This is a genomic window from Niabella insulisoli, assembly GCF_039652435.2.
Classification (GTDB): domain Bacteria; phylum Bacteroidota; class Bacteroidia; order Chitinophagales; family Chitinophagaceae; genus Niabella; species Niabella insulamsoli.
Window position 1 is genome coordinate 4,203,664 of sequence record NZ_CP190246.1, and the last position, 16,655, is coordinate 4,220,318.

A 16,655-nucleotide genomic window follows, 5' to 3' on the forward strand; every position below is an offset into this window, starting at 1 on the left:
TTGATTAAATTAGTACATGCTTGAGAAAAACCTGTTGCTGGTTATTTCGCTGCTTTTTATTATTACGCTGCTCACCATGCTGGGTAATAAGCTGAAAGTAGCTTACCCGATTTTTTTAGTCATCGGGGGCCTGCTTATTAGTTTTGTTCCCGGTATTCCCGATTTGAGAATCGATCCGGATATTGTCTTTTATATTTTTCTACCGCCCGTGCTGTTTGCGGCTTCCTGGCAAATTCCCTGGGCCGACTTTTGGCGGCTGCGGCAGCCGATCGCCCGCTTTGGGTTTGGCCTGGTTTTTTTCACGTCTACGATTATTGCCTTTTTGTCCCAAGCGATCATTCCCGGCTTTACGCTGGCGCTCGGTTTTGTTTTGGGAGGCATTATTTCACCACCCGACGCCGTAGCGGCAACCTCGGTGTTAAGAAGGCTGAATGTGCCCAGAAATATAGTAACGCTGCTCGAAGGCGAAAGCCTGGTAAACGACGCCTCCAGCCTAATTGTGTTTAGATTCGCCCTGCTGGCCGTGATGACGGGCCGCTTTAACCTTCTCGATGCCACGCAAAGTTTTTTCCTGATGGCGATCGGCGGCATCTTTGTGGGACTCGCCATCGGCGGCATTTTATACCTCATCCACCGGTTCTTTCCCACTACCACAGCGATCGACACGGCGCTCACGCTTGTGTCGCCATTTGTAATGTATATGGTAGCCGAGCATTTTCATTTTTCCGGCGTACTGGCCGTAGTGTCGGGCGGCCTTTTTATCAGCTATCATTCTCATCGCATCTTTTCTTATAGCTCCCGCCTCAACGTGAATAGCGTTTGGGAAACCGTTACCTTCTTGCTCAACGGGTTTATCTTTATTTTGATCGGATTGCAATTGCCTTACCTATCAAGATACTTTACCCACAATACGATTAAAGACGCCCTGTTGTATGGCGTCGCGATTGGCGTTGCAGTCATTCTCATTCGCATTTTCTGGGTGTTCAGCATCAATTACTTCAGAAGGCTTATCCATAAAAAGAAACCGCTCAAAGGAGAGCTGCTCACCGGCAAAGAAGCGTTTTTAATCTCCTGGTGTGGCATGCGCGGTGTGGTGTCGCTGGCCGCGGCTTTGTCGATTCCCTTTTTTATACAGGAAGATGAAATTTTCCCCTTTCGCTTTTTTATCTTATTTATCACTTTTGTCGCCATCCTGATTACCCTGGTAATTCCGGGCCTCACCATCGGGCCGCTTCTGAAATGGTTAAAAATAGAAGATAAGACCGCAGGGCAAAAACGACTGGATGAGCAGATGATCAAATTATCGCTTGCGCAGACCTCGCTGCATTATATCGATAACCATTTTCAGGAAGATCTTGAAAAAGACGAACATTTCCGTGCGGTCAAAAATCGGTACGAAAGGATTATTCAAATAAGCAGCCAGAAGCTGGAAGGTATTAAAGCGGGCAAAACCAAGCCGGCCCTTAGCACCGCGCCCCGCCTGAAAAAAATGCTGCTGGAGCTGATTAGCATCAAAAGGACAGAACTTGCCAAATATCTTCAGCAGCGCAGTTTCGACGAAGAGTTAATCCGCGAAAAAGAACGCGAACTAGACCTCGAGGAAGCGCGGCTTCGAAGTAAAGAAGTGTAGCGGGTTTTTATCTTTTATTTGCAAACATGGAACATTACTTTATCGATCAGGTTTTTGACAACCAAGATTATACGCAGGATATTTTTCAGACTGCGGAGTATGAAAACTGCCAATTTAAAAATTGCAACTTTTCTGGCGTTGTGCTGAGCAAAAGCTCTTTTATCGACTGCGCTTTTATTCATTGTAACCTCAGCAACGCCGTTTTGCACGAAACAAGTCTGCGCGATGTGACCTTCGATCATTGTAAAATGCTGGGATTGCGCTTTGACACCTGCAACGACTTCCTTTTTGCTGCACATTTTACACAATGCACGCTAAATTTTTGTTCTTTTTATAAACTAAAATTGAGGAAGATAAAATTTCTCGATTGTGTTATCCACGAAGCGGATTTCACAGCGGCAGATCTTACCGAGGCCGCTTTTCAACGATGCGACCTGAAGGACGCCAACTTTGATAATAGCATTCTCGAAAAAGCAGATTTCAGCAGCGCTTATAATTACCGCATCGACCCGGACCGCAACAAAGTCCGCAAAGCAAAATTTTCGCGAGACGGCCTGGCGGGGCTGCTTACCAAATACAAATTAGACATTACCTAAACCGGTTGCGAAAAAAATTTCCTTCTTCGTAAATAATTTTCCGCATTTTGTAAATGAACCGGCGATACTGCGGCCTACTTTTACCCATAAATTTTTAGAACATGAAAAAAGTAGTTTTAGTATTATTGATGTTATGCACCTGCCAGCTCATGTGGGCCCACGCGATTTGGATTGAAACCCAGCCTGTCGGCCAAAAAAACAAAGCGCAGGAAGTAAAAGTGTTTTTTGGCGAATATGCCGATAAAGACATCACCCCGGCAGCGCAATGGTTTTCTGATCTGAAAAACTTTAAAATCGTTGCGATTGCTCCTGACGGCTCCTCCACTACTTTAGCTACAGCCATGGCTTCCGATCATTATAAAACCAGCTTTACGCCGACGCAGGACGGGGTTTATACCATCAGCCTCGAACATCCGGTAAAAGATCTTTATCATGGCACCAAACTTTACTACTTCAGCAGCGCCACGGTAAAAGTGGGCTCTGGCGATAAGGGGAATGCACCCACTGCTAATAAAAACCTGTTAAGCCTGCTTCATAAAGATGCCGCTTCAGTTAAAAAAGGTGGTGAAGTAAAAGTGCGCGCCTTATTCGAAGGCAAACCCGCAAAACATAAAGAGATAAAAGTATTTGCACCCAACGGATGGAGCAAAACGCTTTGGGCAAACGAAGCCGGCGAAGTAAGTTTCATTCCATTATGGGAAGGAAAATACCAGGTAGAAATCGCTCACACCGACAATACGGCAAAAGAGGAAAATGGTAACAAAATTGAAAAGACCTTTAACGCTGCAACTTATATGTTATTCGTAACGGAGTAATGAAAATTGAAAACCTAGTGCTACATATGAGTGGAAGGCTGCGCAGGGCTAAGGCTTTCAGAAAAAAAACTCACAAAGGTAACACATTCTTTTCAGCTCTTGCTGCAAAATAAAATATTCTGCAAAACATTCGGAAAAGCGAAAATCTTTCTTTTATTTTTGCCGATTGTCCTCGCACAATCAGGCAGGAAGGCTTAGGAATACGAGTTGATCAAATAGGCAACTCAACCGCCGGCCCTGATTCAGACGATTTTTACACGACTGGAAAATAAAAGAAAAAAGTTTTGGCATTACCCCACATTTTAAAACACGTTTACACAAACGGAACAGACGAAGTTATCAGACGCGGAAAGAAAACCCATGCGTTGGGTTTTGTTGAGCTTATTGAATTTGACAAGCTAACCGGGAATCTCACTTTTAGAGTGAAAGATGATACGTACAGCAGTTTCTACAAAGTTTATATTCAGAAATACAGCGACCCCAAGCAACTGGCGCTTCGCTGCACCTGCCCCTACAATTTGGGAGAAATCTGTAAGCACGAAGTGGCTTCCTTATTTCAACTGCAGGAGCTGCTCGACAAAGGCCAGCTGGGAGATGAAGAAGTTTATTACGACCAGCGCCACACGGTTGTAAAACCCAGAAACCTGGACCTGCGGTCGCTGCGCGCTCTTTGCAGCAGCGAAAGTTTTAATGAAGCTGAAAAGTTTCTGCAGAAAAAAAAGGCCAAGATTGTATCGGCCAAAGACGAAACGGTGAAAGCCGTGTTAACGGTTCATGAAAAAGAATATACGGTCGTGATCAGAAAAAACGCGGAAAGGAGTTTCGACACGAGCTGCGACTATGAAGACACAGAATATCCGCTTTGCCTGCCGAAAGTAATTGTGTTCATGCAGCTCATCAAGCAACACGGCGCGGATTATTTTGATACCATTCGCAACCGCGATGTTGAAAAAAATAAACTACTCGAAGCGTATGGTTATTCGCTGGCCGACAACCTGAAGGGCAAGTTTGAATTTGTATTTAAAGACGGCAAGCCTTTTCTACGTGTTTTGGATGCAAGCATCAAGCGCGTAAATACGCCCGGCGCGCTGACCCCTTCGCGTAGCGCCGTTCAAGCCAAACCCGAAGTTGCGGAAGAAACTGATGTGGAGGTAGAAGCGCCGGCGAAGTCAACGACGCGATTGGGGCTTGTTTTCAATTTTAATAAAAAAACATTTCCCTATTTTTCAATTGACGTGGTGGAGGGCGAAGCAGCCCAAGATGATTCGAGTTTCGCCGGAAATGTGGAGCTGCTCGATATTTCGAAATATATCGACACCAGCGATTATAGTGAAGCCGATGTAGCGCTGCTCAACAATGTGAGAAAACTACAGGACGCCGAATTGAAAAAATATCTCATCCGCAACAGTCCTTTTTCTGAATTGCTCGAAGGGCGCGAACTCGAGGAAGCATTAAACGAAGAGCAGCAAAAACTGGCGACCGAGTATCTTTTACCACGGATTAAAAAATTACTTGCAGATGCAATCGAAGGGGCGCTGGCCTTTCTGCTTCCTTCCGGGAAGAAATTTATTACGCAAAACCTGCAAAGCGTAGATGCGATTGACACGCCCGTGTCGATTGAGTTTTATATCGATAAAGAAGCAGACAATTTTATTTGTGAATGCCTGGTGCGCACCCGCGGCATGGTGCACGGCATAGAAGAAAACGAAGCGGAAACGCCGCTCATCTACCTCTATAATCACCAACTTTTTTCGATGCCGGATGCGGATACGGTAGAACTAATTAAGCCTTTTAAAAAAACCGGTAAAATCACTATATCGCCGGAAGCCTGGCCACAGCAGCTCAATGAATTTATTTTGCCGCTGTCAAAAGAGTATAAAACAGATTTCGATCCCTCCTTGTTGCAAACTTTAAAAGGCGCCGACCCTGAAGTGAAGCTTTTTCTCACCGAACGTGGCGATTATCTCATCTTCCGGCCCATGTTCTCTTATAAAGGACACGAAACAAGTTCTACAGGGAAAACAACCATGCTTATTCCGGAAGGCGGAAAAGTACTGGCTATCCATAGGAATAAAGAAAAAGAAGAGGCTTTTATTCAACGTCTTCGCAATCTGCACTCTAATTTTATTGCCAATGAAGACGAGGGCACGCTGGCTTTGAAGGGCGCGGAAATATTGAAAGAAAACTGGTTTTTCCTGTTCGTGGATGCGATGAAAGACATGCAGGTGCCCGTGTTCGGACACGAAGCGTTGCGCAATTTCCGTTTCAATACAGCGAAGCCGCAAACCAAAATATTTATCAGTAGCAACACCGATTGGTTTGACGCTAAAGTTGATATTATTTTCGGGGAGCAAAAAGTATCTATTGCAGAAGTTAAAAGAGCGTTGGCGGCCAAGCAGCAATATGTGCAGCTCAATGATGGTTCGCTCGGCATATTGCCTGATGAATGGTTGAAGAAATACGCTTTACTTTTCAGAGTAGGTGAAGGCAACAACAACAAATTGAAGCTTTCGCAATATCATAAAAGTGTGATCGATGAGCTGTTTGAACTCAAAAATGAGGAGGAGCTCCACTTTGAGCTGGAAGAAAAATATAACCGCCTGAAAGATTTCGAGCAGATTTACGAAGTTCCGCCACCCGAACATTTACAACCCATTTTACGCCCTTACCAGATCGCAGGTTTTCAATGGCTCAACTACCTGCAAAACATCAACTGGGGCGGCATCCTGGCCGACGATATGGGTTTGGGTAAAACGGTTCAGGCGCTTTCTTTCTTACAGCATTACAAAAGCAACAATCCTGAAATGAAGGCGCTAGTGGTTTGCCCCACAACGCTTATTTATAACTGGGAGAACGAAATTAAAAAGTTTGCGCCCGGCATCACGCATTATATTCACCACGGCAGTTCGCGCACGAGGAGTTATGAAGAAATCGTTAAATACGATATTACCATCACCACCTACGGTACGCTAAGAAGCGATATCAAGCTGTTTTTAAATGTAAAGTTTGATTACCTGGTGTTGGATGAAAGCCAGGCGATTAAAAACCCCGCCAGCAAGGTAACGCGTGCGGCTTCGCTGCTCAACGCAAAGCACCGGCTGTGTATGAGCGGTACTCCTTTGCAGAACAATACCTTTGATATCTATGCGCAGATGAATTTTCTTAACCCCGGTATGTTGGGCAGCATCGAATTTTTCAGGCAGGAATTTGCCATCCCTATTGACAAGCTGGGCGAACAGGACCGTAAGGAGCATCTCCGGAAAATCCTTTACCCCTTCATTTTGCGGCGCACCAAAGAACAGGTGGCCAAAGATCTTCCCGAAAAACAAGAGATGATTTTGTGGTGTGAAATGGGTGATGAACAACGCCGGATTTATGACGCCTACAGGAATGACTTCAGGGACAAAATTCTGGGCACAATCGACAACCAGGGCCTGGGCAAATCTCAGCTCACCATTCTGCAGGGCCTGATGAAGCTGCGCCAGATCTGCGACTCGCCCGCCATCCTGAACGAAGAAGATGTTTTCGAAAATCACTCGATCAAAATAGAAGAACTTGCCCGGGAGATTACTGAAGATATGAGCGACCACAAAGCGCTGGTGTTTTCACAGTTTCTCGGTATGTTGGGCTTAATTCGACAAAAACTGGACGAACTTGGCGTTAAATATGAATATTTCGACGGCAGCACTTCCGCACCGGACAGAGAAAAGGCGATACAGAATTTTCAGAACAACGACGAAGTGCGCGTCTTTCTTATTTCCCTGAAAGCGGGCGGCGTGGGCTTGAACCTTACTGCAGCCGACTACGTATATATCGTGGACCCGTGGTGGAACCCCGCCGTTGAACAACAGGCGATCGACCGAACACACAGGATCGGGCAAACCAAGAATATTTTCGCCTACCGGATGATTTGCCGCGATACCATTGAAGATAAAATTCTCAAACTTCAGGAAAAGAAAAAAGCGCTGGCCAAAGACCTTATTTCGGACGAATCAGGATTTGTGAAGTCGCTGACGAAGGAAGATGTAGAGTATTTATTTAGTTAATCCGTCATCCTACATTAATTGTAAAAAGCTGGCGGCGGCCCCGAAAATGCGCTGCCGCCGGGCTTAAGCGGCAAGCTAAACGAGCCGCCGCAGGAAACAAATATTATCAAATATGAAATTTCGCAGACTGGTTTCGCTGCTCGTCATTGCAGCCATTCTCATCGCTTTCTTCACCAACCCGAAGGAGGAAGACTTTACCGCCTTTATCCAGCCCAACGTAGCCAGGCTTGCGTCGCCCCCTTTAATCGAGTATAAAAACAATTTGATTTATTCCAACGCACTGATTACTTATTACAATACCACTTCCGTGGAAGGCAAATTCATAGCGGCGGCCAGCAAAGAAAAATATGTTGGGCTTTTTGGCAGGTTCTGGAAAATCAATAATTAAAAGGGCGGCTTCACTTTATTTTATTTTACGAATCAGTTTTTGCGCCTGCTCATAATATGGCCCTTCGTGGCCGACCTGGCGCGCATAGGTAAGCGCCTGTTGATGCTTTTTTAAATGGAAGGCCGAAAGCGCCGCAAAAAAAGCTGCATCTTCCTTGAAAGCTGAAACGCCCTTTGTCAGCCCGTCTAAAACCGGCAGGGCAATTTCATACTTTTCCAATTTAACCAGACAAACCGCATAGAAAAACTGGGCTGTGGCGTCGCCGGGACGAGATTCAGCCTCCTGCTTCAAAAGCGGTAACGCCGCCTCATATTGTTCCTGATTAAACAACTGAGCGCCCTTATGCGACTTATCGCTTTCTCCACGCACAATGGCCTGTGGCATTTCGGGTACTGCATAATCGCCCACACCCGCCGGCAATGAGAAATAAATAATAGCCGCTGCTGCGACCGCGCCAGCCGCGACGAAGTATTTTTTCAAAGAAATAACACGGCCACGAATTTTTTTGTCCTCCTTATTAAAATATCGTTTTGTCAAAGGGTTTAACGATTCGCGCAAAGCCGCCACATCGGCCAGCTCGGCAAAGTGTTCTTTTAACTTACTATCAGCATTCATCCAATCTTCGTAGTCGCGCCGAAGCTCGCTGTCGAAGTGCAGGCGTTGCTCAAACGCAGCCTTTTCGGCCGCATTCATCCAGCCCTCTACATATGCTTCTATGGTTTCAAAGTTGTTCATACAAGCCGCGATTTTTTATTTCTTACAAGCGCAATAAGTTCTGCCATACAAACTGATTTCTTTTTTCTCAAATAGGCATAGCTTACGCCCATTTGAGCAGCCAGCTGCTGCTGCGATTTTTCAGTATAGCTGGCAACAATGATTTCCCGGCATCGCTCACTGATTTTTTGAAGCATCTCCACCACCAGTTGTTCATCCTCAAAAGTTGCCATCAGTGCCTCAGCCGCACTATCATCCGCTGTAGAAGCATATCCTTCATCAATAGGTTTTGTTACCCCCCTCCTTTTGCTTTTTTCAACAACATTGATCCATCGGCGCTTACAAATCAACAGCAAAAAGGCCTCCAGCGGACAAGTGAGTACAAAATTGTCATTTTTTGCAAGTTTGTAAAGATCAATAACGGCTTCCTGAAAAATATCTCCGGCTTCGTCAATATCAGCGCCCTTGGAAAGTAAATAGGTTTTGATTCCAGGTGAAAATTTTTGATAGATCTCTGTTATTTTCTGAGAATCGTGGCTTTTTAAGGAGATGATATAATGCTGATCGCTATGCAAATAGATTGATTTATAAGCAGCTAATGTAATAATATTTTGATACATTTAAGGAGCGTGGGGTAACAAACGCCTGCCACCATTGATATATCAAAAAATCGCTGATGTGAAATACGTTACCACTATTTATTGCCTTTTTGTTTTCTATATAAATGCTTTTGCGCAGCATGCTGACAGCGCTATTGTGGCAACGCCGGATAGCAGCAAAGCATTTTCCTTCTCCATAAAACTGCCGGCGCTTACCCAAATTCCGGGAGCGCCGGAGCCATTTTATACTTATTTGTGGGATTTTGGAGATGGCCATTTTAGTATGTCGGAAAAACCCGAACATATTTATGCCAAGGCCGACACTTATGATGTGTATCTCTACGCCGTAAATAACTACGACGATGGAAAAAAACCGCAACGCAAGAAACAAAAAGTAAACGTTTCCAAAAACCAGGCGGGCGCAGCTACAGCGTCTGTCGCAGAAGAAAATTTTTTCAAAGCCAATGATATGTTTGAGCTCAAATATAACAGCATGGCGAAACCCAATGACACCATGGTGCTGATCGCCGGATGGAAAAATACCGATTTGCAACCAACCGAAGGCACGTTGTACCTGATGTTGAACGAAAAGCAATTCGAACAAACCTGCTTCGACACTTCCGGTTTCAGAGCTTATGGTAATGCGGCCGGCCTGACAGCGCTCAGCGGCGCTGATAAAATTCCACCGTTGCAGTCTTCGTTGCTTATTACGGAAAGCGGCAGCCCGGCTTCTAATTTTCCAACAGTTCTAAGTGCGGCCGAAGGAAGCGCGGCGCTGTCCACAACCTTGGCGCTTTATAAAAACGTTTATGCCAGCAGGCTGGAAAGCGCGCCCACGGGCGAGGCAAAATTTTCGTTCCTGCAATTGCACGTCACGCCTGAAATGATCAAGGACACCAATGCCACGCTAACCATTACGGGCGTATATGTTCCTGATCGCGGCAAACCCGTGATGCACAAGCTCAGCGTGCCTGTTGTCAATTCCCACGATCCGAATAAAATGAATATTAAAGGCGGCCGTATCGGCTATCGGTTTTTAAAAAAATACAAACCGCTGGATTATAAAATCAGGTTCCAAAACAATGGCAAAGGCCCGGCCAGAAAAATCGCATTAGATATAACAATGGCGCCGGTGTTGGATCCGCAGTCTATAAAAGTAAAAGACATGCACCCATTTTGTCCTCCGTGTGACAGCGCGGCCATCGAAAAAAGAGGTTGCTGGGAACTTTTAAAGAACGACAGCGGCGCCTTATTTACCTTTCATGGTATTTATCTAAAAGGCACGCATCAGAAAGGAGTGGAAGACCTGGACAGCACGAAAGGATTTATGGAGTTTGAAATCGTTACAAAGAAAAAGCTGGAAAAAAAACCTTTTAAATCACGCACCGCTATTTATTTTGATAAGAATGAGCCTGTCATCACCAACTATGCGACCGGCCGTTTTAAAAAAAGCCTGTCATCCATTATTATGGCAGGTTATGAAAAAGCGTTTGGTGATAACCGTATCTCGAGCGATGGCCTTGTTACCGGCTTTGGCGTGGCGCCGCTTGCGCCCTATTTACCTTACTGGCAGGCAGAATTTTACTATAAAGCAGGGATCACAACACAGGTAGTAAATACTTCTTTTGATCGGGTGGGCACCATCTTTATTGATTCTTTAAAAAGAAATTTCGAATACAACAGGTTCGATTCCATGCAGGAAAATAACATCAGCCAGTTAAAACTCATCCCTATTCAATTGCGCCATAATATCAACAATTTTATTTCGGTTGGCGTGGGCGCAGTGGTTACGGCCGATATAAGCGGAAGCATACAAACCAGAAAAAGCTATCAGCTTTTATCGCCGAATGGCGTTAACCTGCCTTATACGGTAGCGGACAAGCAAACGCTGAAAAGTTTTTCCAACTGGAAGGCAAGGCCTTTTTTTGACTTACAAATCGGGAAAGTGAAACTGGGGCCGCATTTGGGGCTTAGATATTATTACAATGGCAAAAACAAAAGCTTTGGTTACTTTTATGCTGGATGGCGATTGTAACAAAGCATGTAAAAATATTCAGCAGCCTTGGCCTTCTTGTGTGTTGCGCGCTGGCCATGTTATGCATCAAAGCGGCGCGGCAACCTGTTGTTGCAAAAGAAACTTTTCCTACCGAACAAACGGACAGCCTGCTTGACTATCTGAATTTACTTTTCGACAAAACCGATGAGCATCCACAACTTTCGAGCCGAGCCGATTCGCTGCTGGCAACAATTTGGCGGGCGCCGCAAACGGCGGATGAAACGCTGGCCTACTATCAGCTTATTACTAATATCGCCTATCATCTTTTGCAACGAGGTTTTATCAAAGCATCCTCAAAATGGTATGAAGCGGCTTTTAAGTTTTATCATCAGCACCAGCACAGCACAGCGCTGGCTGCTGAAATGAACATTGAAGAATATGTATGCAAGCCGCTTGGAAATAACTACACCCGCATCGGCGACTTCAGTAAGGCGATTGTCATGCAAGAATTCGCTATTTCTTCCGCAGAAAAAAACGGGAAACAATCAATGCTGGCATCCCTTTATGCCAACCTCGCAACTACTTATTTCTACATGCAGGAGTATATGTTAGTCCAACAGATTACCAGCAAGGCGCTTCACTCCATTACGGAATCAAACGAGAGCGCCGTTTTGCTTTTATACAATCTTAAAACGGACGCTTATCTTGAATTGGGGAAAATGGACAGCGCTGCCTATTGGAATGAAAAAGCACTGGCCTACCAGCTGCCGTCGGTTGAGCATACCAACTGGAGCGTAAACTCGCTTATTAACAGGTCGCGCATTCTGAATGAAACGCAGCAATACCGCGCTGCCATTGGCTATTTGCAGCAGGCCTGGGACCTATCCTGGAGCTTAAACGTAAAAGAGAAGGCGAAGCTTTCTAACGAAATCGGAATCACTTGGGCCAACCTCAATAAACCCGCAGACGCCAAAATTTGGTTTAAACAAACTTTACATTTTTTTCGGCTCGATTCGCTAAACCTCTATCCGGATTTTAACGTCACTACAGCCATGTTTGGAATGGCCAAATGCTACGACGCCGGCCTTCAATCCGACAGCGCTTCCTATTGGAGCACGCAGGCCGTTCTAAATGATTATTACAGCCAGCAGTTGATTGACACCTGGCTATACAGCCAAAGTAGTATTTATAGCAACCAAAAACTCACGGAAGCGGCGATCGCCTGGCATCATGAGCATTATAAAAAATCTCAATCATCGTCTTTCTTATTCAAAGCGCTATGGCTGGCCGAACTGTCGAAAGGCCGCGTGTTGATGTATGAACAACAGCGCACAAAAAACTGGCAGCAACATCCGACACCGGCTGACGCCGGGTTTCAAGAATTAAGAAATAATTATTTGCTGTTAGCACAGGCGCCAACCGAAAAGGACCGGCTCCTTATCCGGGAAAGCATCCGCCAGCTCCAGTTCGAACTAAGCCTTTCCGAAAACACATTCGAGAAGCAATTGACAGCGCCTTCTTATCAAAATTTTTTGAACTGGATGCAAACAGCGAGAAAGGCGAGCAACATCCTAAGCCATTATGCCACCGACAGCGCCATGTATATTGTGGAAATTACGCGGGACCAGGTTTATCAATCAATAGACACCGCGGATGCCGGGTTTGAAATGCTGGACTCTTTTATAAATGAATTTTATAATAGCCCGCAGGCGTTTAATAACGATCCGGGCGCGTACTATAAAAAATCCAACCGCCTGCTGCAAAAATTTGTCCCGCATCTGGCGCAGGGGCCCGCACCCTATATCATAGCGCCCTCCGGGTTGTTGCATAAGCTGCCGTTTGAAGCGCTTTGTACAGAGCCCGGTCAACCGGCCTTCCTGGGAGTCCGCCACAGTATCAGCTACCAGTTTTCCTTGTTACAATTGATTGAACCCGCCAGGCCGGTTGAGGCTCCGGTTGTTATTTTCAATTTTGAAAAGGAGCACCTTGGCTTTCCAGCCTTACCGCATGCAAAGGAAGAGGTCGCTTATTTGCAGCGCTCCTTTAACACAAAAACCTACGATGCCAGCCAGACAACGGATAGCATTTTCTTTGGCGCGCTTCGCAGCAATAAAATTGTTCACCTGGCCACGCACGCTGTCGCCGGCGATGCTTCGTCGCAGCCGTTTATTTTATTCAAAGAAAAAATATACCTGGGGCAGCTACAACATAATAGCGCAATGTGTCCGCTGGTTGTATTGGCCGCCTGCGAAACGGGCAAAGGTTTGTCTGTGCAAAACGAGGGGTTGCTGAGTTTGGGCAGAGCCTTTATCAGCAAAGGCGCGGAGGGCGTTTTAGCCACGCGCTGGCAGGTCGACGACGAAGCTGCGGCGCAAATCATAACCGGTTTTTATCAAGAGCTCCGGAACTCCGAAACACCCGCAGCAGCCTTGCAAAAAGCCCGGGCTGCCTATCTGCAAAAACATAAGGCCGCCGCCGCTCAAAACCCATGGCTCTGGGCAGCTTTTTACTACCAGGGTAAAAACCAGGTTATTCACATCCAAACAGCAGCTGCTGCTTATTTGCCCGTCGCAGGCACCGCACTCCTTCTCCTCATCATCCTGCTGATAGTAATCCAAATAATTTCAAAAAGAAGAAAAAATCTTTAGCACGGGGGGTAACAATTGTTTTGCTCGTTGGATATACCAACAAACAATGTCAAACAATTTAAAACTCCAGTTATGAAAAAGATTTTAATAGCAGCTATGGCCATCGCAGCAATCGCGATCAGTTCATGCAAGAAAAACGATTCCGGCATACCGCCTTTCAACTTTGATGACAAATCATCAACCCTGTTAATGGATGCTTTTTTTGAACAACACGCTCCGCAAAACGAACGCTTCACGCTTGATGCCGCAAGCGGCGGCACTATTACGCTCGCCAGCGGCACTAAAATTAATTTTCCGGCGAATGCATTTAAAACATTAAACGGCGCCGCCGTTTCAGGCAGTGTAACCATCTTCGCCCGCGATATTCTGAAAGCTTCTGATATGATTGTGGCAGACAAGCCCACCCTCACTTCCGATGGCGCCATGCTTGAATCTTTTGGCGAAATTTTCGTGAAAGCGGAGCAGAATAATAATGAGTTGGTCTTGAACGCGCCCAAACCAGCGGCAGTTATTGTGCCTATTGGCGCAGGCGCCAACGGCCAGCAGCGCGAAATTCCGATGTGGGCCGGCGACAGCCTCATCAACTTCACGACCGAAGGTTACAACCACGAAAACATACAGGTATCGCTAATGACGCAGATAGGCGTAAGGCCTGGAATCACCTGGGATCAGATTGCCGGCTTCGGGGTTGCTTCGCCTACTACCACCAATTTCCCGCTCGATGCTTTGGGACAGTGGCGCAACTGTGACGCACTTTACAACGATCCGCGCCCTAAAACCACCGTACTTGGCTATTTTGGCGACAAGTTCAATACCGAAACAGGCAATAACTATTCGAGCTCCGACCCTTCTTTATTATTTTTTAAAACAAAAGGCAGCAACACACTCATCAAAATGTATAACGTAATCCTTGCCCCTGATGCCGGCAAAGAAGGATTATTGAGTTATCAAAATTCAATTCCTGTCGGGCAGGAAGGCACGTTCCTGGCCATGAGCGCTAAAAATGGAAAATTTTATGCAGCAATGAGAGACGTAACGATTCCCGCTCCCGCCAGCGGAAAAACATTTGCCGGGTTTAGCTTCAACCTTAGCGAAGTAAGCGAAAGCCAATTATTAAGCCTGATCAACCAAATGAACACCAAGTAGATCCAAATCCTGTGAAACGAGAGGGTTGTAGCAATGCAACCCTTTTTTCGTGAACCGGCCAAAAACAAAAAAGGTCCTTCCGTAGAAACGGACTGACCTCTAACGATTGCTTGCCATATGAAAAAAACTTAAAAACTCTTTTGTATGCTCTCTGTCACTTTTCTAACGCCTCAAATAACTTCGATTGTGTTATTGTTACACAAAGATAATCACTAAAAATGCCTGCACCGAACCAAGTTTATGCTTAAACTATGCTTTCCAAAAGTGACGAGGCAGCGTAGTTATATAATTATTAAGCATTTACACTTTTATTTCACATTATATCCAAGGCAGAAATGGCCAATTTTTTATCTGCCCAACCTTATTTAACTCCAAAACATCAGGGAAATAAAAAAGGTCCTTCCGTAGAAACGGACTGACCTCTAACGATTGCTTGCCATATGAAAAATGTAAAAATTCTAGTTTTGCGAAACTTGCGTTTCAGGGTGTAAAGATAATCTGCGAAAACAAACCACAATAATAACTTACTGTTAATTTTTTTATCTCCAAAAACTGCTGAAATAGAGGGAAATGCTTGCCTATACTATGTTTCACGCCAAACTACCACCCATACCCAAAATAATTTTGTACGCCTTATAATTGATCTGAAACAAGCATTTTTCAACCTTTTTTTAACATTTCGAGAAAAAAGTTTAAAAAAAAGTTAACTCATTAGAAAAATAATGATACCTTAGCACACCTTCTTACGTGGTTTACCGGATTTGAAGGAACGCATCTTCTAAGCGTAGGAGATGTTTTTAAAAAAAGTGACCTCTAATTGATTGCCTCTAACGATTGCTTAGCCGTGTGCTAAATTTAACGAATGTTGATCCGGGTTTCTTCCCGGATTTTTCATGTCCTATAGTTTGCAAACCTTCTTTAAAATAAAAAAGGTCCTTCCGTAGAAACGGACTGACCTCTAACGATTGCTTGCCATATGAAAAAAACTTGAAATCTGCTGTTGGTCACTCTTCACTTTTCCTGTACTCTGAAATAACCCTTTCGTGTTATTGTAACACAAAGATAATTGCATTATTGACATTTCTAAAATCATCTTGATCGCTTATATCTTTTCTTCAAACACAATAATTTCTCCTAAACCCTTGCCGGCATTGAGTTCTGGCCTATGTAAACCATTATATCCAAGGCTAAATTACTTGCGTATTTAATTAAAATTGTCGCTTAAAAGCGCTGGGTGTTAACATTTTATTGTAAAACAGATTTCTTTTAATATTGGTAGATTTGTACCTATGGCGAAAAATAATCCACAATCGCAGGCCGCATTTTCCTTTTTTGACGAAGTGGAAAAACTGGAACCGCAGCCCAAAGCCAGGAAGCATGTATTAAGGCCGCCCGCCCAGATAGAAATGGAGGAGGAAAAGAGCCAGCCGCCAATAGCAGAACAGGCGCCTGTTGACGCTGCAGAAGCAGTAGCTGAAGCACTAGTTGACGCGGGCGCTCAGGCCGAGGAAATAGCCCCAGAACCGGTGGCGATAGAGGAGGCAGCTGAGCCAGAGGAAGCATTGCAAAGCAAGGCCGAGCCTGTGCCAGAACAGACTGACAGCGAGGCCAACGATGCCGGCGCTCCTGAAGTTGTGAAAGCAGATCGCGCCGCCGAAAAGCGAAATCAAAGAGGGCGAAAATCGGTAAAAGAAAATGCGATGGCGGCAGATCTTATTGAAATGCCCGAGGACGAAGTTCTTTTCTCGCGGCAATATTATAGCATGGGCGATGTGACCACCATGTTCAAAGAAAATCATTCCCTCATCCGGTATTGGGAAAGCGAGTTTGATATTTTGAAACCCAAAAAAAATGGCAAAGGCGACCGGTTTTTCAGGCCGGTGGATGTAAAAAACCTTTATCTCATTTATGATTTGTTGCGCCGTCGTAAGTTCACTATTGAAGGCGCCCGCGAATATTTAAAAAACAATAAAAAAGCGGAAGAGAAATTTGCTGCTGTGCAATCGCTACAAAAAATCAAATCGTTCTTTTTAGAACTGAAGGCCAATTTATAAGCCAATATGATTTTTATCCTGTG

The 16,655-nt window shown here is 45.0% G+C and carries 11 protein-coding genes; 9 read left to right on the forward strand and 2 right to left on the reverse strand.

Going from position 1 to position 16,655, the window contains the following annotated elements:
- Positions 1-16 precede the first annotated feature (16 nt).
- The 5 genes from ABDK00_RS17870 to ABDK00_RS17890 all read left to right on the forward strand — a co-directional run bounded on the left by ABDK00_RS17870 (position 17) and on the right by ABDK00_RS17890 (position 7,475).
- Positions 17-1,630 (forward strand): Na+/H+ antiporter, encoded by a 1,614-nt coding sequence (locus ABDK00_RS17870; protein WP_346235964.1) that lies wholly within the window; start codon positions 17-19, stop codon positions 1,628-1,630.
- Between the two features lie 26 nt (positions 1,631-1,656).
- Complete coding sequence (locus ABDK00_RS17875; RefSeq protein WP_346235963.1) at positions 1,657-2,226, forward strand: pentapeptide repeat-containing protein; 570 nt, start codon at positions 1,657-1,659, stop codon at positions 2,224-2,226.
- 101 nt (positions 2,227-2,327) lie between these two features.
- On the forward strand, positions 2,328-3,041 hold the full coding sequence (locus tag ABDK00_RS17880) for a DUF4198 domain-containing protein (RefSeq protein WP_346235962.1): 714 nt from the start codon (positions 2,328-2,330) through the stop codon (positions 3,039-3,041).
- Between the two features lie 284 nt (positions 3,042-3,325).
- The gene (locus tag ABDK00_RS17885; RefSeq protein ID WP_346235961.1) at positions 3,326-7,087 is read left to right on the forward strand and encodes an SNF2-related protein; all 3,762 of its coding nucleotides are present in this window, start codon (positions 3,326-3,328) and stop codon (positions 7,085-7,087) included.
- A 112-nt stretch (positions 7,088-7,199) separates the two neighbouring features.
- Positions 7,200-7,475, forward strand: a complete 276-nt coding sequence (locus ABDK00_RS17890) for a hypothetical protein (protein ID WP_346235960.1) — start codon at positions 7,200-7,202, stop codon at positions 7,473-7,475.
- A 15-nt stretch (positions 7,476-7,490) separates the two neighbouring features.
- Here ABDK00_RS17890 and ABDK00_RS17895 read toward each other — a convergent pair whose 3' ends face one another.
- Both ABDK00_RS17895 and ABDK00_RS17900 read right to left on the reverse strand, forming a co-directional pair.
- On the reverse strand, positions 7,491-8,210 hold the full coding sequence (locus tag ABDK00_RS17895) for a CDC27 family protein (RefSeq protein WP_346235959.1): 720 nt from the start codon (positions 8,208-8,210) through the stop codon (positions 7,491-7,493).
- Positions 8,207-8,809, reverse strand: coding sequence for a sigma-70 family RNA polymerase sigma factor (locus ABDK00_RS17900; RefSeq protein WP_346235958.1), 603 nt, complete (start codon positions 8,807-8,809; stop codon positions 8,207-8,209). The genes ABDK00_RS17895 and ABDK00_RS17900 overlap by 4 nt, the downstream gene beginning before the upstream one ends.
- Before the next feature lie 58 nt (positions 8,810-8,867).
- Between ABDK00_RS17900 and ABDK00_RS17905 the strand changes: the two genes are divergently transcribed.
- The 4 genes from ABDK00_RS17905 to ABDK00_RS17920 all read left to right on the forward strand — a co-directional run bounded on the left by ABDK00_RS17905 (position 8,868) and on the right by ABDK00_RS17920 (position 16,632).
- Entirely contained in the window at positions 8,868-10,823 is a 1,956-nt protein-coding gene (locus tag ABDK00_RS17905) for a PKD domain-containing protein (protein ID WP_346235957.1), read from the forward strand.
- Positions 10,811-13,432, forward strand: a complete 2,622-nt coding sequence (locus tag ABDK00_RS17910; RefSeq protein WP_346235956.1) for a CHAT domain-containing protein — start codon at positions 10,811-10,813, stop codon at positions 13,430-13,432. Before ABDK00_RS17905 ends, ABDK00_RS17910 begins: the two co-directional genes overlap by 13 nt.
- A 72-nt stretch (positions 13,433-13,504) precedes the next feature.
- Positions 13,505-14,578 carry a hypothetical protein gene (locus tag ABDK00_RS17915; RefSeq protein WP_346235955.1) on the forward strand — a complete coding sequence of 358 codons (1,074 nt, stop codon included), beginning with the start codon at positions 13,505-13,507 and terminating at the stop codon, positions 14,576-14,578.
- A 1,289-nt stretch (positions 14,579-15,867) separates the two neighbouring features.
- Positions 15,868-16,632, forward strand: a complete 765-nt coding sequence (locus ABDK00_RS17920) for a MerR family transcriptional regulator (protein ID WP_346235954.1) — start codon at positions 15,868-15,870, stop codon at positions 16,630-16,632.
- Positions 16,633-16,655: the final 23 nt, after the last annotated feature.

Coding starts and splice junctions, on each gene's coding strand:
- ABDK00_RS17870 (WP_346235964.1), top strand. CDS start 17: ATGCTTGAGAAAAACCTGTTGCTGGTTATTTCGCTGCTTTTTATTATT.
- ABDK00_RS17875 (WP_346235963.1), top strand. CDS start 1,657: ATGGAACATTACTTTATCGATCAGGTTTTTGACAACCAAGATTATACG.
- ABDK00_RS17880 (WP_346235962.1), top strand. CDS start 2,328: ATGAAAAAAGTAGTTTTAGTATTATTGATGTTATGCACCTGCCAGCTC.
- ABDK00_RS17890 (WP_346235960.1), top strand. CDS start 7,200: ATGAAATTTCGCAGACTGGTTTCGCTGCTCGTCATTGCAGCCATTCTC.
- ABDK00_RS17895 (WP_346235959.1), bottom strand. CDS start 8,210: ATGAACAACTTTGAAACCATAGAAGCATATGTAGAGGGCTGGATGAAT.
- ABDK00_RS17900 (WP_346235958.1), bottom strand. CDS start 8,809: ATGTATCAAAATATTATTACATTAGCTGCTTATAAATCAATCTATTTG.
- ABDK00_RS17910 (WP_346235956.1), top strand. CDS start 10,811: ATGGCGATTGTAACAAAGCATGTAAAAATATTCAGCAGCCTTGGCCTT.
- ABDK00_RS17915 (WP_346235955.1), top strand. CDS start 13,505: ATGAAAAAGATTTTAATAGCAGCTATGGCCATCGCAGCAATCGCGATC.
- ABDK00_RS17920 (WP_346235954.1), top strand. CDS start 15,868: ATGGCGAAAAATAATCCACAATCGCAGGCCGCATTTTCCTTTTTTGAC.